Origin of the sequence: Halomonas daqiaonensis (genome assembly GCF_900109725.1) — a bacterium.
Lineage (GTDB): Bacteria > Pseudomonadota > Gammaproteobacteria > Pseudomonadales > Halomonadaceae > Halomonas > Halomonas daqiaonensis.
Map to the genome: position 1 here is coordinate 1 of NZ_FOBC01000012.1, position 24,036 is coordinate 24,036.

The following is a 24,036-nucleotide window of genomic DNA, read 5'->3' on the forward strand; positions in this document are numbered from 1 at the left end:
GTCTTTCCAGCCGCATGACCAATTACCCTGCGGAAAAACCAACGAGGGGACGCTGCATCTGCGGTTCGAGCCCCTTAACCCGACAGCCTGCTAGCCGTCACGCCGCTGCCGTGCTGCCGAGCCACTGGCTGAGCAGGCGGTCGAGCAGCGGGGCCAGCCGGTCGAAGCGCCTGGGGTCGTCGAGCATCTCTGCCCGGTTCTGGGCGTGTGGGCTCGTCTCGCTGCCAACCGGTGCCGGCTGGTGGTCGAGCAGCGCTCGGACGCTGGCGGCGGTGGCTTCCAGGTGGCAGAGCACGCCGACCACCCGGCCACCGTCCCAGGTGAAGCCCTGTAGAGGGCTGGCCTCGCTGCGGCCCAGCGCCAGGGCATAGTCGGGGAGGGAGAAGACCTCGCGGTGCCACATGAAGGCCTCAAAGGTGTCGGGCAGGTCGACAGGGCTCAGCGGGGCGAGGACCACGCGGTGCCAACCGGTCTCGGCCACTGTGCCGCGGGCCACCACCGCCCCCAGAGACTCGGCGATCAGTCTGGCGCCGAAGCCGATCCCCAGCAGCGGCTTGTTGCCGTTCAGCGCCTGAAGGATCAGCTTGCGCTCGCCCCTGAGCCAGGGGCACTGGGCGTCATCGATGTTGCCTTCGGGGCCGTCGAGCACGATCAGCGCATCGCCATCGGCCAGCCGCGGTGGCAACTCTCCCGCATCGAGGTGGAAGACGGTGTAGCTGTGGCCCATGCTGGCGAGCCAGTCGGCGATGCGAGCCGGCCCCTGGTGAGGGCTGTGCTGGAGAAGGTGAACGTGCATACAAGCCTCGCCTTGATGGAAATGCCAGGGATGACGGACGGGACGGAGCGCAAGGGTACATGAAGCCTGACCTGCGGGAACAGATATTGACCATCCTGGCCGAGATCCCGCCCGGCCGGGTGACCACCTACGGGCGCATCGCCGCGATGACTGACGGCGCCACCCCGCGCCTGGTGGCTCGGGCCCTGCGCGATTTGCCTACCGGCCATGAGCTGCCCTGGTTCCGGGTCATCACCGCCTCCCGCAAGCTGGCCGATCATCCCGGCGCCACCGAGCAGCGCGAACGTCTCATCGCCGAGGGTGTGCTGTTCGATCACCGTGGGCGTGTAGCGAAAGATAGACTCTGGCCCTGAGACACCCCCAACGCCAAGGAGACTCCATGAGCGGCTTTTTCCAGCGCCTGCAGCAGCTCGACCCACGCCGCCAGCAGGCCTTCATGGCGGCGCTGTGCGAGCGCCTGCTGCCCAACTATCGTCTCTATGCCGAGACCTCAGGGTGCGGCGACGTCCATGGGCTCAGGGTGATCCTGGACCTGGTCTGGGAGCAGCTGGCGGTAAGGGAGGCGCGGATCGACTTCGATCGCCAGGCCGAGAAGCTCGCCGACCTGGAGCCCCCCGCCGAGGACGACAGCTTCGGTGCACGTCGTGCCCTGGAGGCGGTGGTGGCGCTCTCGGCACTGCTCGACACCCTGCGCGGCGAGGCCCCCGAGGCGGTGCTGGAGGTCAGCAGGGCGTCCCGCAGCGGGGTGCGCGCCTATATCGAGCTCACTGAGGGGGAGGAAGACGCCGCGCGACTGGGCGAACTGGTTCGCGGTCACCCGCTGATGGCCGATGAGAACGACTTCCAGGACGCAGTACTCGAGGCCGTGGAGACGGGGCCGCTGGATCGCGAGGCGCTCAAGGCGCTGCGTCGATTGGGGCGCAACGAGGGCGTCAGCAACCTGGGCCTCTCCGCCGACTGAGACGGTGGTGCAGGCTCGGGGGCTAGAGCCGCATCTCGATGCCCCACTCGGCCATGTAACGCTTGGCCTCGGGAATGGTGTACTCGCCGAAGTGGAAGATGCTGGCCGCCAGCACAGCATCGGCCCCGCCCTTGATGACGCCCTCGACCAGGTGTTTGAGGTTGCCGACGCCCCCGGAGGCGATCACCGGCACGCTCACTGCTTCACTGATGGCGCGGGTCACACCCAGGTCGAAGCCGATCTTGGTGCCGTCGCGGTCCATGCTGGTGAGCAGCAGCTCACCGGCACCGTAGGCCACCATCTTCTTGGCCCACTCCACGGCATCCAGCCCGGTGGGGCGGCGTCCACCATGGGTGAAGATCTCCCAGCGGTCTGCTTTGCCTTCCTCGGAGACCTTCTTGGCGTCGATGGCTACCACGATGCATTGGCTGCCGAAGCGTTCGGAGGCCTCGTACACGAAGTCTGGGTTGGTCACCGCGGCAGTGTTGATGGACACCTTGTCGGCACCGGCGTTGAGCATGGTGCGTATGTCGTCGCAGCTGCGGATGCCGCCGCCCACGGTCAGTGGGATGAACACCTCGCCGGCAATGCGCTCGACCATTTCCACCGTGGTGTCGCGATTCTCGTGGCTCGCGGTGATGTCGAGGAAGGTGATCTCGTCGGCGCCCTGCTGGTTGTAGCGCTGGGCGATTTCCACCGGGTCACCGGCGTCGCGGATGCCGATGAAGTTAACGCCCTTGACCACGCGGCCGGCGTCGACGTCCAGGCATGGAATGATGCGCTTGGCGAGTCCCATCGATCAGTTCCCCTTCTGGCTGAGTTGGTCACAGAGCCGCTGGGCTTCGGCCACGTCGAGGCTGCCCTCGTAGATGGCTCGCCCGGTGATGGCACCCAGAATTCCGGGCTCACCGGCGGCGACCAGCGCACGCAGATCCTTGAGGTTGGTCACTCCGCCGGAGGCGATCACCGGCAGGCCGCCCTCGCGGGCCAGGGCCGCGGTGGCCTCGACATTGACGCCGGACATCATGCCGTCGCGGGAGATGTCGGTATAGACGATGCTGCAGACGCCGTCGTCGGCAAAGCGCTTGGCTAGCTCGGTGGCCCTGATCGTTGAGATCTCGGCCCAGCCATCGGTGGCCACGAAGCCATCCCGGGCGTCCAGGCCGACGATCACGTGGCCGGGGAAGGCCCGGCACATCTCGCCGACGAAGGCCGGTTCCTTGACCGCCTTGGTGCCGATGATCACGTAGGAGACTCCAGACTCGAGGTAGTGCTCGATGGTCTCGGCGCTACGGATGCCGCCGCCGATCTGGATCGGCAGGTCGGGCCAGGCGCGGGCGATGGCGGTGACCGCCTCACCGTTGACCGGTGTACCCTCGAAGGCGCCGTTGAGGTCGACCAGATGCAGGCGCCGGGCGCCGGCCTCGACCCAGCGGGCGGCCATGGCCACCGGGTCGTCGCCGTAGGTAGTGGCGTCGTCCATGCGGCCCTGCTTGAGACGGACGCACTGACCGTCCTTTAGGTCGATGGCGGGAATTACCAGCATGTCAGTATCCTTGGTTGGCGCAGCGTCGGGCGCCTGTAATCGGTTGGCGCGGCGTCGGGCGCCTGTAGAAAAATAGCGCCGCTCAAGGCATCCATTGAACGAAGTTTTCCAGCAGCCTGAGACCGGCCCGCGAGCTCTTCTCCGGGTGGAACTGCACGGCGAAGGTGGCATCGCGGCCGATGGCCACGTGGGCAGTCAATCGACCGTAGTCGGTAGTGCCGAACACCGTGGCGTCATCGGTGGCGTCGACATAGTAGCTATGCACGAAGTAGAAGTGCTCGTCCTGGTCGATGCCTGCCCACAGGGGATGGTCGTGGTGCTGGTGCACCAGATTCCAGCCCATGTGGGGCACCTTGAGGCGGTTGTCCCGGTCATCGCGCATGTCAGTCGGGAACTTCCTTACCTCGCCGCGCAGGAAACCCAGGCAGCCGATGCCGCCGTTCTCCTCGCTGTGATCGAGCAGCATCTGCTGGCCGACGCAGATGCCCAGCAGCGGCTTGGACTGGCTGGCGAGAAGCTCCTCGACCAGGCCGCGAAGCTCGGTCTTCTCGAGTTCGCCCATGCAGTCGCGGATAGCGCCCTGGCCGGGCAGCACCAGGCGGGTGGCGCCGCGGATACGACGGGGATCCCGCGTCACGATCACGTTCTCGTGGGTGACGTGTTCCAGTGCCTTGGCGACGGAATGGAGGTTGCCCATTCCGTAGTCGATGACGGCAATGGTCATGGAGCGCTCCTCTTGTGATCGTTCGGCGGCTTCAGAGGCTGCCCTTGGTGGACGGCATCTGGCCGGCCATGCGCGGGTCCTGCTCCACGGCCATGCGCAGCGCGCGGCCGAAGGCCTTGAAGATGGTTTCCGCCTGATGGTGGGCGTTGAAGCCCTTCAGGTTGTCGATGTGCAGGGTCACCCGGGCGTGGTTGACGAATCCCTGGAAGAACTCCCAGAACAGCTGGGTATCCAGGCGGCCGATGCTGGCGCGGGTGAACTCGACGTCCATGAACAGCCCCGGCCGACCGGAGAAGTCTACCACCACCCGTGACAGGGCCTCGTCCAGGGGCACGTAGGCGTGGCCGTAGCGGTGGATGCCGCGCTTGTCGCCTATTGCCTGGTGAAAGGCCTGGCCCAGGGTGATGCCGAGATCTTCGACGGTATGGTGGTCGTCGATGTGCAGGTCGCCCACCGCCTCGATGTCGAGGTCTATCAGGCCATGGCGGGCGACCTGGTCGAGCATGTGGTCGAGGAAGGGTACGCCGGTCTCGCAGGCCAGGCGTCCCTCGCCGTCGAGGTTGATGGTCACCGTGATCTGGGTTTCCCGGGTATTCCGGGTGACCGTGGCGATACGCTCGGACATGTCGAATCTCCAGCGCCGGGGGGGCGTGTCGAGAGTGGCCGGTGGCCTCCACCGGCCGGCAAGGCAAAAGGGCGCCGGGTGCTGTGCCTGACGCCGCGAGCCTGCCATTATAGTGAATCGCCTGCCCCATCCGCTACAATGCAGACCATGACAGTGGTGGCGACTCCGCTGCCCCGGCTCAAGGAGAATCACGCATGCCGGTGACCCTTCAACAGGTCGATCTGGCCGCCTGGGAAGCGGATGCCCAGGTACGCCTCGATCTCGCGCGTATCTATGCCGACGCTCCCGCCGAGCGTCTGCCCCTGCCCGTGGACAACTTCATCCGAGACCACCTCAAGAACGGCCACCTGTTCAGCTGCGCCCGCTTCAATGACAGGCTGCTGGGTGCCGTGGCAGTCATACCCGATCAGCACGCCTGGTGGCTGTCGAATCTGTGCGTGCGCAAGACGGCCCGGCGTCGCGGCGTCGGGTCACGGCTACTGATGCTGGTCAGCGAGGCCGCCCATGTCCAGGGTCGTCGCCTCTATGCCGACTCCTCCGATCTGCCGGTGGCCGACCAGATGCTGCTCTCCCGGCTCGGCTATCGGCTCACCAAGGACGGCGACTACTTCGAGCTTGACCTGTCACCAAAGGGAGGTCAGCAATGAGGCGCCTGTTGCGGACCCTGCTCGCCGCCATCGGCGTGCTCGGCCTGGTGATGGTCGGCGCCGTGGTCTACGTCACCACCTTCTTCGATCCCAATGACCTCAAGCCGCGGCTGGTCGAGGTGGTGCGCGAACACAGTGGGCTGGAACTGAGCCTGGATGGCCCCCTCTCCTGGTCCTTCTACCCTCGTCTGGGGGTCGGCGTGGAGAAGGCCGAGGCCCGCCTGCCGGATCAGGCCGACGACTCGACGCCCTTCGCGGCCTTCTCCCACGCCGAGGTCAGCCTCGCTTTCACACCGCTGCTGCGCGGCGAGATCGCCATCGACGGCCTAACCCTCCAGGGCCTCTATCTCGACCTGCAGCGCGACGCTCAGGGAGAGGGCAACTGGGAGGTGCTGCTCGAGCGGTTGGGCGAGAGCAGTGAAGAGGCTGAGGCCGCCCTGGCACCGGCCAGCGCCGGACCCGACCCGGACTTCGACACCGGCCTTTCGGTAGCGCTCAATGTCGCCAGCGTGCAGGTTCAGGACGGTGAGGTGCGTTTCCGCGATGCCTTGAGCGACCGCGAGCTGCTCTTCGAGAACGTCCAGGTCAGCGGCAGCAACGTCAATCCCCGGCGGGCCTTCCCGGTCGCATCCTCCTTCCGGCTGACGGCCCACGAAGGTCTCGACTGGCGTGAGCAGGAGCGTGAGCCGCGCCTGGTCAGCGAGAGTTCCCTGGAGGTCCGCGTGGCCCTAGGCCTGGCGGAGGGCCGGCACCAGCTCGAGGGGCTGAGCCTGGAGACGGTCAACCGCTTGGCTGGACTCGACAGCGAACAGCAGGCCAACCTGACGGGCGCCGAACTGGTCGTGAACTTCGGCGAAGGCAGCCTCCAGTTGGAGGAGGGACAGCTCGACGCCAGCCTGACGCATCCGAGCCTGGGCGAGAAGGCGTTGCCCCTTTCGCTGGCCTTCAACCTGGATGCCGACCTCGACGAGCAGAGTGCCAGCCTGCGCGACCTGTCGCTCACTGGTCCCGACGCCCTGACGCTCAGCGGCAACCTCAACCTCAGCAACCTCGCCGAGGCGCCGGCCTACACCGGCCAGCTACGCCTGGCGCCACTGTCGCTGCGGCCCTGGCTGGCGCGGCTCGACATGATGCCCTCCATGGCTAATGGCGAGGCGCTCTCCGATGTGGCTCTGACCAGCCCGGTCAGCGGCGATCTCGAGCGCTTCGAGCTCGCCGGCCTGACCCTGGTGCTGGATGGCAGCACCTTTACCGGCCGCCTGGCGGGACAGTACGATGGTGAACGGCTCGCCGCAGATCTGCAGGGTGACCGGCTCGACGTAGACAGCTACCTGCCGCCACCCGGGGCGGAGAACGACGGTGCCTCGCTGTGGCGCCTGCCGGGCATCCGCCGCGTCCATGCCGCCGAGGCGGACGACGCCCTGGTGCCCACACAGTGGTTGTCCGCGCTCACGCTCGATGCCCATCTGACCCTGAGCGAGTTGCGCCTGGCGGGGTTGGACTTCCAGGACGTCGACCTGACCCTCGAAGGCCGCGATGGGCGCCAGCGTCTGGTCGCCTTCGAGTCCCGCTTCCACGATGGACGCCTGGCCGCCAGCGGTACCCTCGACCTGCGCGAGACGCCGGCTCACTGGCAGCTGGCGCCGACGGTCGAGCGGGTGCGCCTGGAGTCATTGCTCGAGACCCTCGAGAACGCCCCCGCTCCCCTGAACGGCCGCTTCAGCGGTGAGGGCGAGCTCGCCACCCGAGGGAATACCCTGATGGAGCTCAGGCGCCATCTGGGGGGCAACCTCGACACTCGCATCGAGGAGGGCGCGATTCCCGGTATCAACATCGCTCGGGAGCTATGTACCACGGCCGCCGCCCTGGAAGGCGAGAAGCTCGACCGAGAATGGCGCGACGAGACTCGCTTCGAACGAATCCGTGCCACCCTTCGGCTGGATGAGGGCACCGCCAGGAGTGACGACCTGCTGGTCACGTTGCCGGGCATGGAGGTGGATGGCAAGGGCGAGCTGGATCTGGTCAGCGAGCAGTTCGACCTGCGTGCTTCGTTGCGCCTGGTCGATGCCCAGAACGCCCCTTGTGAGGTCAACCCCCGCCTCGAGCGGGTGCCGCTGCCGGTGCGCTGCGAGGGACAATTGGGCGGCGATAGTGCCGAATGGTGTCGCTTTGACCGTCAGGCCTTTCAGGGCACTCTGGCCGAGCTGCTACGTAACGAACTCTCGCAGCGAGCCGGTGAGGAGGTCGAGAAGCGCCTCGAGGATGCAGCCGGAAAGATCGATGAGCGCATCGGCGAGGAGGCCGGCAAGGAACTTCGCGACACCTTGAAGGGTCTATTCAATTGAGCAACACGTACGACCAGTCCCTGCGCCGACTTCCCCAGTCGGTGCTTTTTTGCGCCCAGTGAGAGCCCGATGACGGACATGCCGCCAGCCATCCTGCCGCCGGGCAGCTTCCAGCAGCGCCTGCTCGGCTGGTTCGACGAGCACGGCCGCCATGACCTGCCCTGGCAGCACGAGCGTAGCCCCTACCGGGTCTGGGTCTCGGAGGTCATGCTGCAACAGACTCAGGTGACCACGGTGATTCTCTACTTCGAGCGCTTCATGGCGCGCTTTCCCGATGTGGCGTCGCTGGCGGCGGCCGATCAGGACGAGGTGCTGCACCTGTGGACCGGGCTCGGCTACTACGCCCGGGGGCGTAATCTCCACAAGGCCGCCCGGGTAGTAATCGAGGCGCATGGTGGAGAATTTCCCGTCCACAGCCTCGACGAGATGGCGGCCCTACCCGGCATCGGCCGCTCCACGGCCGGGGCGATCATCGCCCAGAGCACCGGGTGGCGCGCGGTGATCCTCGACGGCAACGTCAAGCGGGTCCTCACGCGCCTTCACGCCGTGGAGGGCTGGCCGGGGCGACCGGCAGTGGAGCGCCGGCTGTGGACACTGGCCGAGTATTACACCCCCGACGAGCGGCTGGTCGATTTCACCCAGGCGATGATGGACTTGGGCGCGACCCTCTGCCGGCGTGGCACGCCTGACTGTGGGCGCTGCCCCTTCGAGGATGTCTGCGTGGCCCATGCACGCGGCGAGGAGAAGCGCTTTCCCGAGTCCAAGCCGAAGAAGGCCCTGCCCTCGCGTACCACCATCATGCTGCTCCTGCGGGACCGGGAGGGGCGCGTGCTGCTCGAGCAGCGCCCCTCCCATGGCCTGTGGGGCGGGCTCTGGAGCTTGCCCCAGTTCGATGATATCCAGGCGCTGCAGGCCTGGCTGGACGCCCGAGCGCCGGGCAGCGAGCTCGAGCCCGCCTGGACAGCCTTCACGCATGTCTTCAGCCACTTCCGCCTGGAGATCACTCCGCAGCCGGCACGCATCTGTCGGCTGGACTCGGTAGGCGAGGCGCGCTACTGGTACGATCCCTCTGATCCCGCCAGCATCGGCTTGGCAGCACCGGTCAAGGCACTGCTGGCGTCGCTGACGCCCTTCGCGCTGACCACCACCGCCGAGCCCTGACCCCCGCACGAGGAGAGACCCCGATGAGCCAGACCGTCTTCTGTCGCAAGTACCAGAAGGAAATGGAAGCCCTGCCGTTCCCCCCGCTGCCCGGCAAGAAGGGTCAAGAAATCCAGGCTAGCGTCTCCCGCCAGGCCTGGGAGGAGTGGCAGGCGCTGCAGACCCGCCTGATCAACGAGAAGCATCTCAACATGCTCGACGCGGCCTCGCGGGAGTACCTGATGGAGCAGATGGAGCGCTTCCTCGACAACCGTGAGACCGACCAGGCCGAGGGCTATGTGCCACCCGGTGAATAGCTCTCCTGAGTCGCCGATCCCCGGCCATCTTTCTGAAACGGAAGGGGTTGACCGAAACGGCCCGCTGGGGTTTAATACGCCCCGTTGGCAGCGGCCAGATAGCTCAGTCGGTAGAGCAGGGGATTGAAAATCCCCGTGTCGGCGGTTCGATTCCGTCTCTGGCCACCAATATGCTGGGGTATAGCCAAGTGGTAAGGCACCGGTTTTTGGTATCGGCATTCCCAGGTTCGAATCCTGGTACCCCAGCCACGCCAACCCTGTTTCCGATTCTGTGACTCGATTCGGTTCCCGAGCCGGCATAGCTCAGTTGGTAGAGCAACTGACTTGTAATCAGTAGGTCGCGGGTTCGACTCCTGCTGCCGGCACCAACGAAACATCGGGATTATCAACACGTTGCAGATATTAGAAACCGCCCATTGAGGCGGTTTTTTCGTGTGTGCGTAAAATTCGTCGTGTATTCCTCGCCTTTACTTGGCAAACGCCTGTCAGTCTTCCCAGACGTCCGGGTTGCGAATCAGCGTGAGCGACCGGCTACGACGATACGCGTCGCTGGGGTAGACTGAGATGCTTGTCGCCTGATCGCGGCGGCGACCACCAGAAGGAGAACAACCGCCATGCGCTTCGTGCCCCGTTTCACCGATGGCCAGCCGTTCCCCGAACCACTGGGCAAGATCGTCTGCGTTGGCCGCAACTATGCTGACCATGCCCGGGAGCTGGACAATCCGGTGCCCAGCGAACCCCTGCTGTTCATCAAGCCGTCAACCGCGGCCGTCCCGCTGGAGCAACCGGTCGACGCGCCCTTCTCGCGGGGCGAGGTGCACTACGAGACGGAGCTGGCGCTACTGATCGGTGAGGAGCTCTCCCATGCTACGGCCGACGAGGCCGAACGGGGCATCGTCGGCATCGGATTGGCCCTGGACCTGACCCTGCGCGACGTCCAATCACGCCTCAAGGAGAAGGGGCATCCCTGGGAGATCGCCAAGGCCTTCGACGGTGCCTGCCCGATCTCGTCCTTCCTGCCCCTCTCGCAGGCGCCCAACTGGAGCGGGCTGGCCTTCACCCTGGAAGTGGATGGCGAGCCACGCCAGCAAGGCGAAGGCGCCGACATGCTCTTCCCGGTGCCGACCCTGGTGGCCGACATGAGCCGCCACTTCACCCTTCAGCCGGGCGACGTGGTGCTTACCGGCACGCCGGCCGGGGTGGGCCCGCTGGAGCGAGGCGCCGAGCTGCGCTTCACCCTCACCGGCGGCCTGGAGGTCGCTACCCGCGTGGTTGAATAGGCGTTCTCGGGGCCAAACGAATACGCCCCGCTGCCTCTGAACGGCGGGGCGTATTCGCATTCCGGGCGCTGTGGGGTTCACTCCAGGTAGGTATAGCCGTCCAGACCATCCGAGAGGTCATCAAGGAAGGCCTGCTGTTCGCCTGGCTCAAGGCCGCTGCGTGCTAGCTGCTCGGCCAGTCGCTCGCGCAGGGCGGCGACGTCGAAGTTCACGTAGCCGAGCACGTCGGCGACCCGGTCGCCCTGCTGGATCTGACTGATGGCCCAGCGACCATTGCTGTCCAGGGCGGCGTCCGCCGAATCGGTGTCGCCAAACAGGTTATGCAGGTCGCCGAGAATCTCCTGGTAAGCACCCACCATGAAGAAGCCGAGCAGCTTCTCGTCGCCCTCCTGCCACTCCGGCAGCGGCAGGGTGGTTTCCACGCCCTGGCCATCCACGTAGCCGTCGATGCGCCCATCCGAGTCGCAGGTGATGTCCTGGATCACGCCACGGCGTACCGGCTCGTGGTCCAAACCGGTGAGCGGCAGCACCGGGAAGATCTGCTGAATGCCCCAGACGTCGGGCACTGACTGGAACAGCGAGAAGTTGACGAACAGTTTGTCGGCGAGCTTCTCGGCCAGCTCGTCGTCGATCTCACGATGGGCGCGGTTGCGGGTATCCAACCGAGCACGCAGCCGGGCGCAGGCAGCGAAGTAGACGCCCTCGCCCTCGGCCCGGGCGGTGATGTTGGTGAGGCCCATCACGAAGCGCTCGTGGAGCTCGCCCATGGCCTGCACCAGGTCGTGCCAGGCCTCCACCAGGCCGCGCGGCTCCGCCTGTTCGTTCATCAGATCGTGGACGCGCCATAGCTCATCGACCTGGGGGTCGCCTTCAACCCGGCGCGGGGGCGCCTCGTCGCCGATACGCTCCTCACCGATCACGTTGGTGATCAGCACCGCATGGTGGGCGGTGAGCGCCCGGCCCGACTCGCTGATCAGATGGGGTTGGGGCAGGCTGTGCTCGTGACAGGCGAGGCGGAAGGCATAGACCACGTTGCGCGCGTACTCCAGCATGGAGTAGTTGGCCGAGCAGAAGCTGCGTGAGCGGGTGCCCTCGTAGTCGACGCCGAGGCCGCCGCCCACGTCCACGGTATCCACCGGGGCGCCCAGCTCCACCAGGCTCTGGTAGAATCGCGCGCACTCGCGCAGGCCGCGCTGGATGTCACGGATATTGGCAATCTGCGAGCCCAGGTGGAAGTGCACCAGCTGCAGGCTGGAAAGAGCGTTTGCCTCACGAAGCTGCTCCACCACGGCCAGCACCTGGCTGGCAGTAAGGCCAAACTTGGACTTCTCGCCACCGGTGTTCTGCCAGCGGCCGCGCCCTACGGTGGCCAGGCGGGCGCGCAGGCCGATGCGTGGCGTGACGCCGATACGCTGGGCCTCTTCGAGGATCAGTGGCAGTTCGGAGAGCTTCTCCACCACCAGATAAACCCGATGACCGAGCTTTTCGCCCATCAGCGCCAGGCGCACGTATTCACGATCCTTGTAACCGTTGCAGACGATCAGCGAGGAGCCATCGCCGGAGAGCGCGAGCACGGCGAGTAGCTCCGGCTTGCTGCCGGCCTCGAGCCCCACCCGGCCATGACCGCGCTCCTGGGTGCCGAGGATTTCCTCCACCACCCGGCGCTGCTGGTTGACCTTGATCGGGTAGACCGCGGTGTAGCCGCCTCTGAACTCTTCTTCCTGCATGGCAGTATCGAAGGCGGCGCACAGTTGCTCGACCCGGTCGTGAAGAATGTCGGTGAAGCGCACCAGCACCGGCAGGCGTAGTCCGGCCTCCTTGAGCTCGGCTACCAGGTCGTCCAGCGGCAGGGCCGGACCCTCGGCCTCGCTGCCCAACGGGCGCACCAGGGCATGACCGCTGTCGTCGACGTCGAAGTAGCCACTGCCCCACTGATCGATGTTCCAGGTGCGTCGCGCACGCTGTGCCGGACCGGCGGCACTGCTCTTGGACGGGCTCATTCGTTCACCTCGGGCAGCGGAAGGGCGCCATCTGCCAGGCGCGCCTTGAGAATGGTACGGAACTGCTCTGGGTCATGGGGCGTTAGATCGTGGGCCGGAGGGTCCACGTAGACCACCAGCAGCCTCGAGAGCCAGTAGCGCAGCGCGGTCAGGCGGAGCATCATCGGCCAGGCATCGCGCTCGGCATCGGTCAGTGGCCGGCGTGCCTGGTAGGCGGCGAGGATGGCATCGTGGCGCGCGGCATCCAGGCGGCCGTCGGTATCGGTGGCCCAATCGTTGATGACGATGGCCAGGTCGAACAGCAGGTCACCGGTGCAGCCGTTGTAGAAGTCGATCAGCCCGCCCAGTCGGTCGCCGTCGAAGAGGGTGTTGTCGCGGAAAAGGTCACCGTGAAGCGCGCCCTGGGGCAGATCGGGAGCGTTGCCGAAGAACCCCTGATAGATCTCCACCTCGTCCTTCATCAGCGTCTGGTCCTGCGGCGAGAGATAGACCAGCACCTTGTGATGCATGGGCAGAAGCCAGTGCAGGTCCCGCGGGTTGGGGCGGTGGCCGGGGAAGTGCCGGGAGACCACATGCATGCGTCCCAGGGTGTCGCCGAGCTCGCGGCATTGCGTCAGATTCGGCTCTTTCGGATGCTGGCCTGGGAGTTTCGGAAACAGCAGCGCCGGCTTGCCGGCCAGGGCGTGCAAGGCGACGCCGTCGCGGTCGTGCAGTGGACCTGGCACTGGCAGGCGGTGCTCGTCCAGGTAGTCGAGCAGCTCGACAAAGAACGGCAGTTCCTCGTGTTCGCCCTGCTCGAAAAGAGTCAGTACCAGCTCGCGTCGATCGGTGGTGACGAAGAAGGTGGTGTTCTCGGTGCCGGCGGGCACCCCCTCGAGGGAGACCAGCGAGCCGGCATCGAAGCGGCTGAGGAACTCGACGACCTGAGGATCGGTAAGCGGTGTGAATACGGCCATGTGTCTCTCACCCGGAATGCCAAGCCGCCTATTGTAGCGACTTGGCACACCGATGCACGTGCCCCGACCCCGGCGGTTGCCCTGCCGAGGCCTGAAGTCGAAAGCGGGATGGCAGCAGGCTCAGAAGGTCTTCAGCACCCACTGGGGAACGGCGATGCGGTCACCCTCCTGGCGCTCGAAGTCGCCGTCGCCGTCATGATCGACGAGATAGTAGGAGGGACCGGAGGACGGACGAATCTCGATGGCATAGAGTTCGCCGTTGACGCGGTACTCACGGATGGTGCGCTCTTCCTCCTGGCGGATGGTGATGTCCGGTTCGAGGTCGGCGGAGGATTGCGCAAGGGCGCTGCCACCGGTGGCCAGCGTCAGGGCGACGCTCAGCAGCAGGACAGTGATCGAGCGTCTCGGGATCTTGTTCATGATGACCTCCATGGCCGCACGGGGCGGGGAAGCAGTGACACCCTCAGTGTAGGGGCTTGCCGCCGCGCGGCCTACCACCCGCGGCAAATGGCGGCGGCAATGCGTATCATGGATGATCAGGATCACCTCACGCCACGCTTCAATGGATGCCCTACATGGCCGATACGCCCATCGTTCTCGTCGACGGTTCCTCCTATCTGTACCGCGCCTTCCACGCTCTGCCACCGCTGACCACCGCCGACGGCCAGCCTACCGGGGCGATCAAGGGCGTGCTCAATATGCTCAAGCGGCTGATCAAGGACTACCCCGACAGCCCCATGGCGGTGGTCTTCGACGCCCCGGGCAAGACCTTTCGCGACGAGCTGTTCGAGCAGTACAAGGCCCATCGCCCGCCGATGCCCGATGACCTGCGCTCCCAGGTGCAGCCGCTGCATGACTGCGTGGAGGCGCTGGGCCTGCCGCTGCTGTGCATCGAGGGCGTGGAGGCCGATGACGTCATCGGCACCCTGGCACATCAGGCCACCGAGGCCGGCCGCGATGCAGTGATCTCCACCGGCGACAAGGACATGGCCCAACTGGTCAACGCGCATATTACCCTCGTCAACACCATGAAGGACGAGACGCTGGACGTCGAAGGCGTAAAAAAGAAGTTCGGCCTGCCGCCGGAACGGATCATCGATTTCCTGGCGCTGATGGGCGACAAGGTCGATAACATCCCCGGCGTGCCGGGGGTCGGCGAGAAAACTGCGCTGGGCCTGCTGCAGGGCATCGGCGGTGGGCTCGAGACCCTCTATGACGACCTTGATAAGGTCAAGACGCTGGACTTTCGCGGCGCCAAGACGCTGCCCAAGAAGCTCGAGGAGCACCGCGACCAGGCCTTCCTCTCGTACCAATTGGCGACCATCAAGACCGACTGTGAGCTGCCGGTGGGGCTCGACGACCTGGACATTGCCCACCCCGACCGTGAGGCGCTGCTCGAACTCTATCGTGAACTGGAGTTCAAGCAGTGGCTCGCCGAGCTGCTCGAGGGCAAGGACGAAGGGGTCGACGATGCGACCGGCGGCACACCGCTGCCGGATGAGGGCGACGTGGCGACCGGCTCGGACAGCCGCGCTGCCCGCGAGGACCATGTTATTCTCGCCCAGGCCGATTTCGACGCCTGGATCGAGCGGCTCAAAGCCAGCGATACCTTCTGCTTCGACCTGGAGACCACCAGCCTGAACTACATGGAGGCACAGGTGGTCGGCGTAGGGCTGGCGCTGGAAGCGGGCGAGGCGGCCTATATTCCGCTGGCCCATGACTATCTCGATGCACCCGAGCAGCTCGACCGCAATGCCGTACTTGAGGCCTTGCGTCCGCTATGGGAGGACGATAGTCGGACCAAGGTCGGCCAGAACCTCAAGTATGACATCTCGGTGCTGGCCAACTACGACATCGAGGTGGTCGGGCCCCTGGAGGACACCATGCTGGAGTCCTACGTGCTCGACTCCACGGCCACTCGCCACGACATGGATTCCCTGGCGCTCAAGTACTTGGGCGAGAAGACCATCTCCTTCGAGGAGATTGCCGGCAAGGGCGCCAAGCAGCTCACCTTCAACCAGGTGGCCCTGGAGCAGGCCGCACCCTATGCCTGCGAGGACGTCGATATCACCTTGCGCCTGCATCGAGAGCTGCGACCCCGCGTCATGGCCGAGGGGCAGCTGGCCGAGGTGTTGGAGGGGATCGAGTTGCCTCTGATCCCGGTGCTCTCGCGTATGGAGCGCACCGGGGTGGCGCTGGACCCCGAGCGCCTCCACGCCCAGAGCCGGGAGCTCGAGACGCGTATCCGCGAGCTGGAAGCCAGGGCGTTCGAGCTCGCCGGACGCGAGTTCAACCTCGGCTCACCCAAGCAGCTCGGCCAGATCCTCTTCGAGGAGCAGAAGATCCCGGTAATCAAGAAAACCCCCAAGGGGGCGCCCTCCACCGCCGAGGCAGTGCTCGAGGAACTGGCGCTGGACTACCCGCTGCCCAAGGTGATCATGGAGCACCGTGGCCTGGCCAAGCTGAAGTCCACCTATACCGACAAGCTGCCTCGGCTGGTCAACAAGAGCACCGGGCGGCTGCACACCAGCTATCATCAGGCGGTCACCGCCACCGGCCGGCTGTCGTCGTCGGACCCCAACCTGCAGAACATCCCCATCAGGACTGAAGAAGGAAGAAAAATCAGGCAGGCCTTTATCGCCCGGCCCGGCTACCGGATCGTCGCTGCCGACTACTCGCAGATTGAGCTGCGCATCATGGCCCACCTCTCCGAGGACAATGGATTGCTCGAGGCCTTTGCCGAGGGCCGCGACATCCATGCCGCCACTGCCGCGGAGGTGTTCGGGGTAGCACTGTCCAAGGTCTCGCCCGACCAGCGGCGCAGCGCCAAGGCGATCAACTTCGGGCTGATCTACGGGATGAGTGCCTGGGGCCTGGGACGACAGTTGCACATCGAGCGCGGCCAGGCGCAGACCTACATCGACCGCTACTTCGACCGCTATCCCGGCGTGGCCCGCTACATGGAGCGCATCCGTGCCCAGGCGGCCGACGATGGCTATGTGGAAACGGTCTTCGGCCGGCGCCTCTACCTGCCGGAGATCCGTTCCCAGAACCGCGCCCGCCGCCAGGGCGCCGAGCGCACCGCCATCAATGCGCCCATGCAGGGCACTGCGGCGGATATCATCAAGCGAGCGATGATCGACGTCGATGCCTGGCTCTCGGGCGAAGATTTCGATGCGGTGATGGTGATGCAGGTCCATGACGAACTGGTCTTCGAGGTCAAGAAGGGCCAGGTCGAGGCCTTCATCGAAGAGGTGAAGGGACGCATGGAAGGGGCTGCCAAGCTGGATGTGACACTGACCGTAGAGGCCGAGAGCGGCGCCAACTGGGACGAGGCCCACTGACCATGAAATACGCCACCGCGGCTGCGGTGGCGTATTTTGTTTACTTGGAGGAGCCGAAAGCTCTACACAAGCTTCTCAGACGATGGCTTACCGCCAGCCGACGCGATCGAAGATACGCACCGCTTCGGGGTTGTTCTCACCCAACTCGCTGATGTTGAGATCGTCCTTCTTGAACTCGCCCCAGGATTCGAGCACCGGGTCCTTCTTGATGCCCTCGACGACCGGGAACTCATAGTTGCCGGAAGCGAAGATCTCCTGAGCTTCATCGGAAGCGAGAAACTCCAGGAAGCGGATGGCGTTGTCACGGTTGGGGGCATCGGCCACCACGCCGGCACCGCCCACGTTGACGTGAGTGCCTCGACCGTCCTGGTTGGGGAACAGGATGCCTACCTGGCGTGCCACTTCACGATCTGCCTCGTCGTCGGAGTGCAGCAGGCGTACATAGTAGTAGTGGTTGGCCACGGCCAGATCACACTCGCCGCTGGCGACGCCGCGGATCTGGTCGGTATCACCGCCTTCGGGATCGCGTGCCATGTTGTCGACTACGCCCTGGGCCCAGGCTTCGGCCTCTTCCGCGCCATGGTGAGCGATCAGCGAGGCGAGCAGTGACTGGTTGTAGATGTTGTTCGAGGAGCGGATGCACACCTTGCCTTCCCATTCAGGGTTGGTCAGCTCCTCGTAGCTGCTGATCTGGCTGGGGTCGACGGCGTCGCGATTGTAGAAGATGGCACGGGCGCGCTGGCTGAAGCCGAACCACTTGCCTTCCGGGTGGCGCATGGCGTCGGGCAGGCGCTCGGCCAGCACGTCGGACTCGATGCCCTGGAAGATGCCATCCTGCTCGGCACGCCACAGGCGCCCTGCATCCACGGTAATCATCACGTCAGCGGGGCTGGCCACGCCTTCGCGCTGGATGCGCTCGATCAACTGATCGGAGTCGCCTTCCAGCACATTGACCTCGATACCGGTCTCCTCAGTGAAGGCCTGATAGAGGGCGTCATCGGAGTCGTAGTGGCGAGCGGAATAGAGGTTGACCTCATCGGCGGCGACGCTGGAAGCCAGCGCCGAGCCGGCCAGTGCCACGGCGAGGGGAAGGGCAAGACGCGCGTGCTTGATCATCGGATACCTCGTAGCAGTTAAAGTTAATGATAATACGTTGCATTATTGACACCGCTATTGAAGCTTGTCTCTCTCAGGCCGTCAAGCCTTCTTCTCATTGACCTGGACCACATAAGTGGTTGATCAGGCGTGATTGTAGATTCTGGTGGGAAGAATGAAAGGTAATGCGAGTAAATTGCAAACGCATTTACCATACATCTCAGGTATGCTAGGAAGACCGATTTCTTCCGATCCAACCGTCGTGATCCTATGACTCACAAACGCAACCCAACGCCAGTCGCTGCCTCTACATCGCGTGTCGCCAAGGTGCTGTCGATGCAGGAGGTCTACCATGCCTTCGGCAAGCTCGACGTGGTAAAAGGTGTCGATCTGGACGTGGCTCCCGGCGAGGTGGTGTGCCTGCTCGGCCCCTCCGGTTGTGGCAAGACGACCCTGCTGCGCATTGCCGCCGGGCTCGAGGTTCTTCAGCAGGGGCGCGTCAGCCTCAACGGCGGCGAGACTGCCGTTCCTCGGGGCCGGCATGTGCCGCCGGAAAAGCGCAATGTGGGGCTGGCCTTTCAGGATTCAGCGCTCTTTCCCCACCTCTCGGTGCTCGAGAACGTCACCTTCGGCCTCAAGAGTGAGCCGCCGCTTCAGCGCCGTCAGCGAGCGCTGGCTCTCCTCGAGCAGCTGGGTATGGCCGGATACGCCGACACCTACCCACACATGCTGTCGGGTGGCCAGCAGCAGCGGGTGGCCCTGGCTCGGGCGCTGGCGCCGGAGCCGCGGCTGATGTTGCTCGATGAGCCTTTCTCCAGCCTCGACGCACGCCTGCGTGACCGCATTCGCGATGACACCCTGCACGTGCTTAAGAAAGTGGGGGCGGCGACCCTGCTGGTCACACACGACCCCGAAGAGGCCATGTTCATGGCCGATCGTATCGCCCTGATGCGCGACGGGTGCATCGTGCAGACAGGCACGCCCCGCGAACTCTACTGCACGCCCTGCGACCCCTTCGTGGTGAGCTTCTTCGGCGAGGTGAACGAGCTGACTGGCGAGGTGCGTGATGGCCGGGTTCATACGCCGGTCGGAGCGGTGAACGCCGGATGGCTGGCCGAGGGGACCCAGGCACTAGTGATGATTCGCCCCGAGGCGTTGCGCATCACCGAGCGCGAAGCCCCCGTGGAAGCGCATAACTACAGTCATGTGATCATGGCCAAGTTGCTCGGGCGCAGCAGCCTGCTGCACCTCTGTGCCCATGGTGAGGACGGTCGAGAAGCCCACCTTCACGCTCGTGTGCCCGGCGTCTTTCTGCCTGCCGAGGGACAGGCAGTGGACATCCACCTGGACCTCTCCCAGGTGTTCGTCTTTCCTTCAGGAGTTGCCGGAGCCGGGTCGGGAGCGGCGCATGGCGATGCTGAGCAGGATCACCGGGATTATGCCCACTGCCACGATAGCCAGTGAGGCCGTGGAGGCCTCGGCGAGTCGTTCGTCCGAGGCCAGGCTGTGCGCTCTCACCGCCAGGGTATCGAAGTTGAAGGGGCGCAGGATGATGGTGGCCGGTAGCTCCTTCATGACATCAACGAACACCAGAATGCCCGCCGCGAACAGGCTGCCGCGCATGATCGGCGTGTGAACGCGGCGAAGCGTCCCACCAGCCGTCTGGCCGAGGGTTCTCGCCGCAGCATCCATGCTCGGTGTCACCTTGCCGAGGCTGGCTTCCACGGCATTGAACGATACCGCCAGGAAGCGCACCACATAGGCGTAGATGAGAATGAACGCCGAGCCGCTGAAGATCAGTCCGACGATCACGCCATGGTGCTCGTGTAGCCAGCTGTTGACGGTGTTGTCCAGCCAGGCGAAGGGAATCAGGATGCCTACCGCGACCACCGACCCCGGAATGGCATAGCCCATGGCGGCGATCCGTGTGGCGAGCCGGGTCAGGGGACGGTCGTCTATGCGCGCCCCGTAGCTCAGGATCATTGCCAGGCCCACGGCGATCACCGCCGCAACGGCAGAGAGCAGCAGGCTGTTTCCAGCGAAGCCGAGAAAGCGAGTGCCAAGGAGGTTATCGCCCTGCTGGATGGCGAGCTGACCGAGAATGCCGCTGGGAATCAAGAAGCCGATCAGCACCGGCAGGGCACAGGCCATGAAGGCGCCGGCAGCCCGCCAGCCGTGCAGCGCATATTCGGGAAGCTGCTGGTAGCGGTTGGTGGTGTGAAAATAACGGCGCTTGCCGCGCGACCAGCGCTCTAGCAGCACCAGCGCGATGACGAACGCCAACAGGCAGGCGGCGAGCTGGGCCGCGGCCACCTGTTCGCCGAGACCGAACCAGGTGCGATAGATGCCGGTGGTGAATGTATCGACGCCGAAGAATTGCACCGCACCGAACTCGTTCAGCGTCTCCATGAGCACCAGCGACACCCCGCCGACCAGAGCGGGACGCGCCAGCGGCACGGCAACGCTGGCAAACAATCGCCAGGGGCCGCGCCCCAGGGTGCGTCCCACGTCCAGTACACATACCGATTGCTCAAGGAAGGCGGCGCGGGCCAGCAGGTAGACATAGGGGTAGAGCACGAGGGTGATCAGCGTGGCCGCGCCACCCAGGGAACGGATATCGGGGAAGTAGTAGTCGCCGTAGCTCCAGCCGAATAGCTCGCGCAGCCAGGACTGAAAGGGGCCTGCCACCTGCAGGAAATCCGTGTAGGCATAGGCGATCACATAGGTGGGAACCGCCAGCGGCAGCAGCAGCGCCCATTCGAAGAGGCGCTTGCCAGGAAAGCGGCACATCACCACCAGCCACGCAGTGCCGGTACCGATCACCATAGTGCCGATCCCCACCGTGACGACCAGAAACAGCGTATTGCTCAAGTAACGCGGCAGCACCGTACTGGCCAGGTGCTGCCATACGCCGCCGGTGGGCATGACGATATGAGCCAGGATGGCGAGTACCGGCAGTGCAACGACCAACGCCACGGCAAGGATCAGGACGGTCCAGGGGCTCAGGCGACGCGAAATGGCAGAAAGCCCGCTGCTGGCGGATAGGGACAAGCGAGGACTCCTTGCGATGGCAAGGTCTCGGGCGAGCGAGAATGCGAGACCATAACGGATGCAAATGTTATCAGTTACCGTGGTCGCGTGCAGCCCGCCGGAGCGGCGCCACGTCAATATAAACACCCGCCGCTCGATGAGCGGCGGGCGTCAGGTGTTGCCTTGGGACAGGCGCTTTGCGTTACTACCTCAGCAGCATCGACGGCAGGCCTAGGATCAGCGATGGGAAGAACGCCATCAGCACACAGGCCAGCACGATAATGGCCACGAATGGGATCACCGCCTTGTAGAGGTCGACGATCTCCACTCCTGCTGGCGCTACCCCCTTGAGGTAGAAGAGCGCGTAGCCGAAGGGCGGGGTGAGAAAGGAGGTCTGCAGCACCACGGCGATCATCACCACGAACCACAGCACGTCGACGCCCATGCTTTCGACGATGGGCAGCATGATCGGGAAGCTCAACAGCACGATGCCGGTCCAGTCCAGGAACATCCCCAGGATGAACACCAGGAAGAGCATCAGAATCAGCGCTCCGGTGGTGCCGCCCGGCATCGCCATGACCAGCTCGTGGATCACCTGCATGCCACCGCCGATCGAGAAGACCCCGGTGAAGGCGGTGGCACCCACCAGTACCAGCATCACCATGGTGGTGGTCTTGCTGGCATCGATCAGGGTGTGGTAGCAGGTCGAGACCTTGCGATCGCCGAAGATCAGGAACAGCAGGAAGGCGATGATCACGCCGATGGCCGAGGCCTCGGTCGCGGTGGCGAGTCCGGTGAACAGCGAACCCAATACCCCTAGGATCAGCGACATGGGCGGCAGCACATACTTGGCCAGCATAACCATCAGTTCGCCGGTGCTGGTCTCGGCGCGCTCCGCCGCCGGCACTTTCGGACCATAGGTGGGCTTGATGTGGCAGATGATCAGCACATAAAGCGCATACATTATGCCGAGTAGCAGGCCCGGCACTAGGGCGCCGGCAAACAGCGCGCCCACCGAGACTGGCGAGTAGCTGGCCATCAGGATCAGCATGATGCTCGGCGGGATCAGGATGCCCAGGCAGCCGCTGGCCATGATGACCCCGGTGCTGAGCTCCTTGTTGTAGCCGTACTTGAGCATCGGCACCAGGGCGATCATGCCCATCACCGCGATCGAGGCGCCGACGATGCCAGTGGTGGCGGCCAGCAGCACCGAGACCACCACCACGGTGAGCGCCAGGCCGCCACGCAGGTTAGCTAGCAGCAGGCGCATGGTATCGAACATCTTCTCGGTGACGCCCGAGTCGTTGAGGAAGCGTGCCATCAGGACGAACAGCGGGATGGCCACCAGGACATAGTTATCCATGGCGTTGCCATAGATGTTGTTGATGAGTATGCCCAGGGTATTGGCACCGGGGCCGAGCCAGGCGCCGAGCACGGCGATGCCGCCGAGCACGAAGGCCAGCGGATGACCCATGAACAGGCCGACTAGCAGGCCGCCGAACATGAACAGAGTGAGCATTTCGGGGCTCATGCGGTCTCCTCCTCGCGCAGCTGCTGGATGGCGCGGATGACGATGGCGACGGCCTGCAGCAGGATCAGGAAGGCAGCGATGACGATCACTGCCTTAACGGGGTAGACGGGGATGGCGACCATGCCGTAGGTGGTCTCGCCGCGGCTGAAGGAGCGTTCGAAGAAGGCCCAGCCGAGAGTCAGCAGCATCCAGATGAAGGGCACGAAGAAGACCAGGTAGCCGACGATATCCAGAATGGCCTGTTTACGGCGCGAGAGCAGCCGCTTGAGCACGTCGACCTCCACATGGGCGTGGTGGCGCAGCCCGTAGGCGGCCATCAGCATGAAGTGGACGCCGAACAGCATCTTGGTGACATCGAAGGCCCAGTCACTAGGGCGGCCGATGAAGAAGCGCATGGCGATGTCGTAGATCACGATCAGCGTGATTACGGCGAGCAGCGGGGCAATCAGGCGACCGAATGCCTCGTTGAGAGTATCGATGGCCTTGGCAATGGCGTTCATGAGGGGGATCTCGTGAATCAGTGGGAACGCAACATCAAGCCGGCCGGCGACGATCAGTCACCGGCCGGCAGGTGCTCCAGTTGGTGAGGCCTTACATGCAGGCCTCGATTTCCTCGAGCGAAGGCAGGTTCTCGGTGACGCGGCTCATGTTGTAGGGCACCGAGATGTCACGCCAGTTGGCGTAGTGTTGCATGTAGCTGATCATGGAATGATAGATCTTGGCGTGCATCGGGTCCTCGCAGGCGCCCTGCACGATCACCTGGTTGGTGATTTCCTGAATCTCGGCGAGGTCATCCTCGGAGAGCTGATTGATCTCGGTGCCGTCCTCGAGGAACTTTACCGTGCCTTCGGTGGACTCGCGCTCTGACCAGGCAAGTGACCAGGCCATGGTGGCTTCGGCGGCGATCTTCAGTGTCTCCTGGGTCTCCGCGGAGAGAGCATCCCAGGCGTCCTGGTTGATCATCACGCCGAACACGCTGGCGGACTGGTGCCAGCCCGGTACCGACCAGTAGTCGGCCACCTCGGAGAAGCCGGCCTTGTAGTCCACGCCGGGGGTAGAGAACTCGGCGCCGTCGACCACACCACGCTCGATGGCCTGGTAGATCTCGCCGCCCGCGAGGGTGACCTGGGAGCCGCCGAGCTGCTCGAGCACGCGGCCCTGGTCGCGACCGGAGAGGCGCAGGCGCTTGCCCTCCAGGTCGGCGATGCTCTCGATGGGCGTGTTGCCGCGGAAGCCGGACTCGTTGTTGGTGATGCCGTAGGGGAGGTAGACCATGTTGTAGTCGCCGTAGACCTCCTGATAGAGCTCCCAGCCGCCCCACTCCATGATCCAGTTGAGGTAGTCCACGCCGTTGAACAGGCTGGTGGTGGTGGCCAGTGGCGAGAAGGCCGGGCTGTAACCGGCCCAGTAGCCGGGCCAGTCGCCGGCGGCCTCGATGCTGCCGGTCTGGGTGGCATCGAAGACCTCGGTGCCGGGCATCAGGGTGCCACCGGCGCGGAACTCGATCGTGAGCTCGTCACCGACCAGGTGGTTGACCAGCTCGACCCAGTGGCGGTCGATCTGGATCAGGTCCAGGTTGTCCGGCCAGGTGGTGGTCATGGTCCACTGTTCCTGAGCCTGGGCGGTGGAGCTCATGGCGGCGAGGGCGACGCCCGCTGCCAGACCGGTGAGTGCGAACTTGGACATCTTCTTCATTTAG

General features: G+C 64.9%; 22 protein-coding genes and 3 tRNA genes. 12 read left to right on the forward strand and 13 right to left on the reverse strand.

The annotated features are described in order from the left end of the window. Nucleotides 1-97: 97 nt before the first annotated feature. Nucleotides 98-796 (reverse strand): type 1 glutamine amidotransferase, encoded by a 699-nt coding sequence (locus BMY30_RS10720; protein WP_089713469.1) that lies wholly within the window; start codon nucleotides 794-796, stop codon nucleotides 98-100. 59 nt (nucleotides 797-855) lie between these two features. Between BMY30_RS10720 and BMY30_RS10725 the strand changes: the two genes are divergently transcribed. Both BMY30_RS10725 and BMY30_RS10730 read left to right on the forward strand, forming a co-directional pair. Next, nucleotides 856-1,149, forward strand: coding sequence for an MGMT family protein (locus BMY30_RS10725; RefSeq protein WP_089713471.1), 294 nt, complete (start codon nucleotides 856-858; stop codon nucleotides 1,147-1,149). 26 nt (nucleotides 1,150-1,175) lie between these two features. Then, complete coding sequence (locus BMY30_RS10730) at nucleotides 1,176-1,757, forward strand: YjaG family protein (RefSeq protein ID WP_089713473.1); 582 nt, start codon at nucleotides 1,176-1,178, stop codon at nucleotides 1,755-1,757. Nucleotides 1,758-1,779: 22 nt separating this feature from the next. Here BMY30_RS10730 and hisF read toward each other — a convergent pair whose 3' ends face one another. The 4 genes from hisF to hisB all read right to left on the reverse strand — a co-directional run bounded on the left by hisF (nucleotide 1,780) and on the right by hisB (nucleotide 4,652). Beyond that, nucleotides 1,780-2,553 (reverse strand): imidazole glycerol phosphate synthase subunit HisF, encoded by a 774-nt coding sequence (hisF, locus tag BMY30_RS10735; RefSeq protein ID WP_089713475.1) that lies wholly within the window; start codon nucleotides 2,551-2,553, stop codon nucleotides 1,780-1,782. A 3-nt stretch (nucleotides 2,554-2,556) separates the two neighbouring features. Continuing rightward, nucleotides 2,557-3,303, reverse strand: a complete 747-nt coding sequence (gene hisA / locus BMY30_RS10740) for a 1-(5-phosphoribosyl)-5-[(5-phosphoribosylamino)methylideneamino]imidazole-4-carboxamide isomerase (RefSeq protein WP_089713477.1) — start codon at nucleotides 3,301-3,303, stop codon at nucleotides 2,557-2,559. Between the two features lie 82 nt (nucleotides 3,304-3,385). After that, a complete protein-coding gene (gene hisH / locus BMY30_RS10745) occupies nucleotides 3,386-4,027 on the reverse strand; it encodes an imidazole glycerol phosphate synthase subunit HisH (protein WP_089713479.1) in 642 nt (213 codons plus the stop codon). A gap of 31 nt (nucleotides 4,028-4,058) precedes the next feature. Next, nucleotides 4,059-4,652, reverse strand: coding sequence for an imidazoleglycerol-phosphate dehydratase HisB (gene hisB / locus BMY30_RS10750; RefSeq protein ID WP_089713481.1), 594 nt, complete (start codon nucleotides 4,650-4,652; stop codon nucleotides 4,059-4,061). A gap of 194 nt (nucleotides 4,653-4,846) precedes the next feature. Between hisB and BMY30_RS10755 the strand changes: the two genes are divergently transcribed. The 8 genes from BMY30_RS10755 to BMY30_RS10790 all read left to right on the forward strand — a co-directional run bounded on the left by BMY30_RS10755 (nucleotide 4,847) and on the right by BMY30_RS10790 (nucleotide 10,381). Then, a complete protein-coding gene (locus BMY30_RS10755; protein WP_089713483.1) occupies nucleotides 4,847-5,299 on the forward strand; it encodes an acetyl-CoA sensor PanZ family protein in 453 nt (150 codons plus the stop codon). Next, complete coding sequence (locus BMY30_RS10760; RefSeq protein ID WP_089713485.1) at nucleotides 5,296-7,644, forward strand: AsmA family protein; 2,349 nt, start codon at nucleotides 5,296-5,298, stop codon at nucleotides 7,642-7,644. Before BMY30_RS10755 ends, BMY30_RS10760 begins: the two co-directional genes overlap by 4 nt. Nucleotides 7,645-7,713: 69 nt before the next feature. Next, nucleotides 7,714-8,805 (forward strand): A/G-specific adenine glycosylase, encoded by a 1,092-nt coding sequence (gene mutY / locus BMY30_RS10765; RefSeq protein WP_089713488.1) that lies wholly within the window; start codon nucleotides 7,714-7,716, stop codon nucleotides 8,803-8,805. 23 nt (nucleotides 8,806-8,828) lie between these two features. Next, a complete protein-coding gene (locus BMY30_RS10770) occupies nucleotides 8,829-9,101 on the forward strand; it encodes an oxidative damage protection protein (RefSeq protein ID WP_089713489.1) in 273 nt (90 codons plus the stop codon). A gap of 92 nt (nucleotides 9,102-9,193) precedes the next feature. Further along, a tRNA-Phe gene (locus BMY30_RS10775) sits at nucleotides 9,194-9,269 on the forward strand. Between the two features lie 6 nt (nucleotides 9,270-9,275). After that, a tRNA-Gln gene (locus tag BMY30_RS10780) sits at nucleotides 9,276-9,350 on the forward strand. A 43-nt stretch (nucleotides 9,351-9,393) separates the two neighbouring features. Beyond that, nucleotides 9,394-9,469 (forward strand) — tRNA-Thr (locus BMY30_RS10785). Between the two features lie 246 nt (nucleotides 9,470-9,715). Then, a complete protein-coding gene (locus tag BMY30_RS10790; protein WP_089713491.1) occupies nucleotides 9,716-10,381 on the forward strand; it encodes a fumarylacetoacetate hydrolase family protein in 666 nt (221 codons plus the stop codon). 77 nt (nucleotides 10,382-10,458) lie between these two features. Here BMY30_RS10790 and speA read toward each other — a convergent pair whose 3' ends face one another. The 3 genes from speA to BMY30_RS10805 all read right to left on the reverse strand — a co-directional run bounded on the left by speA (nucleotide 10,459) and on the right by BMY30_RS10805 (nucleotide 13,757). After that, on the reverse strand, nucleotides 10,459-12,381 hold the full coding sequence (gene speA, locus BMY30_RS10795) for a biosynthetic arginine decarboxylase (RefSeq protein ID WP_089713493.1): 1,923 nt from the start codon (nucleotides 12,379-12,381) through the stop codon (nucleotides 10,459-10,461). After that, on the reverse strand, nucleotides 12,378-13,337 hold the full coding sequence (locus tag BMY30_RS10800; RefSeq protein ID WP_089713495.1) for a homoserine kinase: 960 nt from the start codon (nucleotides 13,335-13,337) through the stop codon (nucleotides 12,378-12,380). The genes speA and BMY30_RS10800 overlap by 4 nt, the downstream gene beginning before the upstream one ends. 120 nt (nucleotides 13,338-13,457) lie before the next feature. Then, entirely contained in the window at nucleotides 13,458-13,757 is a 300-nt protein-coding gene (locus tag BMY30_RS10805; protein ID WP_089713497.1) for a DUF2782 domain-containing protein, read from the reverse strand. A gap of 155 nt (nucleotides 13,758-13,912) precedes the next feature. On the opposite strand from BMY30_RS10805, the gene polA reads away from it, so the two are divergent. Then, nucleotides 13,913-16,681 (forward strand): DNA polymerase I, encoded by a 2,769-nt coding sequence (polA, locus tag BMY30_RS10810; RefSeq protein WP_089713679.1) that lies wholly within the window; start codon nucleotides 13,913-13,915, stop codon nucleotides 16,679-16,681. Between the two features lie 87 nt (nucleotides 16,682-16,768). Here the strand turns inward: polA and BMY30_RS10815 are convergent, their stop codons facing one another. Next, nucleotides 16,769-17,797, reverse strand: a complete 1,029-nt coding sequence (locus BMY30_RS10815) for a Fe(3+) ABC transporter substrate-binding protein (RefSeq protein WP_089713500.1) — start codon at nucleotides 17,795-17,797, stop codon at nucleotides 16,769-16,771. A gap of 315 nt (nucleotides 17,798-18,112) precedes the next feature. Here BMY30_RS10815 and BMY30_RS10820 point away from each other — a divergent pair, with 315 nt between their 5' ends. Next, the gene (locus BMY30_RS10820; RefSeq protein ID WP_089713502.1) at nucleotides 18,113-19,240 is read left to right on the forward strand and encodes an ABC transporter ATP-binding protein; all 1,128 of its coding nucleotides are present in this window, start codon (nucleotides 18,113-18,115) and stop codon (nucleotides 19,238-19,240) included. Here BMY30_RS10820 and BMY30_RS10825 read toward each other — a convergent pair. The 4 genes from BMY30_RS10825 to dctP form a co-directional block, all read right to left on the reverse strand. Further along, nucleotides 19,151-20,827 carry an ABC transporter permease gene (locus BMY30_RS10825; RefSeq protein WP_089713504.1) on the reverse strand — a complete coding sequence of 559 codons (1,677 nt, stop codon included), beginning with the start codon at nucleotides 20,825-20,827 and terminating at the stop codon, nucleotides 19,151-19,153. The two genes, BMY30_RS10820 and BMY30_RS10825, sit on opposite strands and share 90 nt — an antisense overlap. Before the next feature lie 184 nt (nucleotides 20,828-21,011). Further along, the gene (locus BMY30_RS10830) at nucleotides 21,012-22,337 is read right to left on the reverse strand and encodes a TRAP transporter large permease (RefSeq protein ID WP_089713506.1); all 1,326 of its coding nucleotides are present in this window, start codon (nucleotides 22,335-22,337) and stop codon (nucleotides 21,012-21,014) included. Beyond that, on the reverse strand, nucleotides 22,334-22,837 hold the full coding sequence (locus BMY30_RS10835; protein ID WP_089713508.1) for a TRAP transporter small permease subunit: 504 nt from the start codon (nucleotides 22,835-22,837) through the stop codon (nucleotides 22,334-22,336). The genes BMY30_RS10830 and BMY30_RS10835 overlap by 4 nt, the downstream gene beginning before the upstream one ends. Nucleotides 22,838-22,928: 91 nt before the next feature. After that, a complete protein-coding gene (dctP, locus tag BMY30_RS10840; protein WP_089713511.1) occupies nucleotides 22,929-24,032 on the reverse strand; it encodes a TRAP transporter substrate-binding protein DctP in 1,104 nt (367 codons plus the stop codon). Between the last annotated feature and the right edge of the window lie 4 nt (nucleotides 24,033-24,036).

What these genes read in the sequence shown, in the direction of transcription:
- hisB (WP_089713481.1), bottom strand. Translation starts at nt 4,652, where the DNA reads ATGTCCGAGCGTATCGCCACGGTCACCCGGAATACCCGGGAAACCCAG.
- BMY30_RS10790 (WP_089713491.1), top strand. Translation starts at nt 9,716, where the DNA reads ATGCGCTTCGTGCCCCGTTTCACCGATGGCCAGCCGTTCCCCGAACCA.
- mutY (WP_089713488.1), top strand. Translation starts at nt 7,714, where the DNA reads ATGACGGACATGCCGCCAGCCATCCTGCCGCCGGGCAGCTTCCAGCAG.
- BMY30_RS10800 (WP_089713495.1), bottom strand. Translation starts at nt 13,337, where the DNA reads ATGGCCGTATTCACACCGCTTACCGATCCTCAGGTCGTCGAGTTCCTC.
- BMY30_RS10830 (WP_089713506.1), bottom strand. Translation starts at nt 22,337, where the DNA reads ATGAGCCCCGAAATGCTCACTCTGTTCATGTTCGGCGGCCTGCTAGTC.
- speA (WP_089713493.1), bottom strand. Translation starts at nt 12,381, where the DNA reads ATGAGCCCGTCCAAGAGCAGTGCCGCCGGTCCGGCACAGCGTGCGCGA.
- BMY30_RS10815 (WP_089713500.1), bottom strand. Translation starts at nt 17,797, where the DNA reads ATGATCAAGCACGCGCGTCTTGCCCTTCCCCTCGCCGTGGCACTGGCC.
- hisA (WP_089713477.1), bottom strand. Translation starts at nt 3,303, where the DNA reads ATGCTGGTAATTCCCGCCATCGACCTAAAGGACGGTCAGTGCGTCCGT.
- polA (WP_089713679.1), top strand. Translation starts at nt 13,913, where the DNA reads ATGGCCGATACGCCCATCGTTCTCGTCGACGGTTCCTCCTATCTGTAC.
- hisF (WP_089713475.1), bottom strand. Translation starts at nt 2,553, where the DNA reads ATGGGACTCGCCAAGCGCATCATTCCATGCCTGGACGTCGACGCCGGC.
- BMY30_RS10770 (WP_089713489.1), top strand. Translation starts at nt 8,829, where the DNA reads ATGAGCCAGACCGTCTTCTGTCGCAAGTACCAGAAGGAAATGGAAGCC.
- BMY30_RS10835 (WP_089713508.1), bottom strand. Translation starts at nt 22,837, where the DNA reads ATGAACGCCATTGCCAAGGCCATCGATACTCTCAACGAGGCATTCGGT.
- BMY30_RS10755 (WP_089713483.1), top strand. Translation starts at nt 4,847, where the DNA reads ATGCCGGTGACCCTTCAACAGGTCGATCTGGCCGCCTGGGAAGCGGAT.
- BMY30_RS10760 (WP_089713485.1), top strand. Translation starts at nt 5,296, where the DNA reads ATGAGGCGCCTGTTGCGGACCCTGCTCGCCGCCATCGGCGTGCTCGGC.
- hisH (WP_089713479.1), bottom strand. Translation starts at nt 4,027, where the DNA reads ATGACCATTGCCGTCATCGACTACGGAATGGGCAACCTCCATTCCGTC.
- BMY30_RS10730 (WP_089713473.1), top strand. Translation starts at nt 1,176, where the DNA reads ATGAGCGGCTTTTTCCAGCGCCTGCAGCAGCTCGACCCACGCCGCCAG.
- BMY30_RS10805 (WP_089713497.1), bottom strand. Translation starts at nt 13,757, where the DNA reads ATGAACAAGATCCCGAGACGCTCGATCACTGTCCTGCTGCTGAGCGTC.
- dctP (WP_089713511.1), bottom strand. Translation starts at nt 24,032, where the DNA reads ATGAAGAAGATGTCCAAGTTCGCACTCACCGGTCTGGCAGCGGGCGTC.
- BMY30_RS10820 (WP_089713502.1), top strand. Translation starts at nt 18,113, where the DNA reads ATGCAGGAGGTCTACCATGCCTTCGGCAAGCTCGACGTGGTAAAAGGT.
- BMY30_RS10725 (WP_089713471.1), top strand. Translation starts at nt 856, where the DNA reads ATGAAGCCTGACCTGCGGGAACAGATATTGACCATCCTGGCCGAGATC.
- BMY30_RS10720 (WP_089713469.1), bottom strand. Translation starts at nt 796, where the DNA reads ATGCACGTTCACCTTCTCCAGCACAGCCCTCACCAGGGGCCGGCTCGC.